Annotated in this window: 1 protein-coding gene; it reads left to right on the forward strand. The window is 56.7% G+C overall.

The features are described from left to right. The coding region (locus BQ8794_RS23780; protein WP_210189857.1) for an ABC transporter transmembrane domain-containing protein at positions 1-349 on the forward strand (349 nt) is incomplete at both ends.

Raw genomic sequence — 349 nt, forward strand, 5'->3', positions numbered from 1 at the left:
GAATCGATTCTCTTCTCGCCATGTTCGCTGCAATCATTATTCCATTGCTCTATCTACTGCTTAAAGTCTTCGGACGACGCATGCGGCCATTGGCGCGCCAACTTCAGGAGGAGCATGCCATTGCCATCGCCATTGCTGAAGAAAACCTTAGCATGCTTCCCGCCATCAAGACCTTCACGCGCGAACAGCAGGAATCGCAGCGTTATCGGAACCAGATCGAGCGCGTCGTCAGCCTGAGTGCCAAGGAGCGCGCTATCCATGCCGCATTGGGGCCGGGGGTTCAGCTTGTGACGGCGGCCGCGGTCGTTGTTATGCTTTGGTTGGCCCAAGGGCAAATTGGCGATGGGGC

Source organism: Mesorhizobium prunaredense (genome assembly GCF_900156895.1).
Taxonomy (GTDB): domain Bacteria; phylum Pseudomonadota; class Alphaproteobacteria; order Rhizobiales; family Rhizobiaceae; genus Mesorhizobium; species Mesorhizobium prunaredense.